Origin of the sequence: Acinetobacter sp. Colony158, assembly GCF_019264745.1 — a bacterium.
Taxonomy (GTDB): Bacteria; Pseudomonadota; Gammaproteobacteria; order Pseudomonadales; family Moraxellaceae; genus Acinetobacter; species Acinetobacter ursingii.
This window is the reverse complement of sequence record NZ_CP078523.1, coordinates 2,136,344-2,136,610: the sequence shown is the minus strand read 5'-3', so window position 1 is coordinate 2,136,610 and position 267 is coordinate 2,136,344. Positions and strand designations below refer to the sequence as shown.

Genomic DNA, 267 nt, shown 5'->3' with positions numbered 1-267 from the left:
CTCTTGCTAAATCTCGATTAAAGGATTGTTTAGCTGGCACACGAATTCGACTATCACCATATGATCTATTATTTACAAGAATTGTATAAGCATGAACATCAAGAGCTGCTGACTCTATTAATGTAGAAAATGTTTCTAAATCTTGATTCCAACTAAGTACTGAAAGAGCATCAACCTTTCCTTGGAAACTTATTCTTGATTTGCTATTTTGCAATTCAGAACAAACCATAACTCCAAAATGAAAATTATTATGTATGTATATTGGCT

At 31.8% G+C, this 267-nt stretch carries 1 pseudogene; it reads right to left on the bottom strand.

From position 1 onward, the window contains the following. A pseudogene (locus JR005_RS08750) lies at positions 1-267 on the bottom strand (hypothetical protein); the annotation flags it as partial.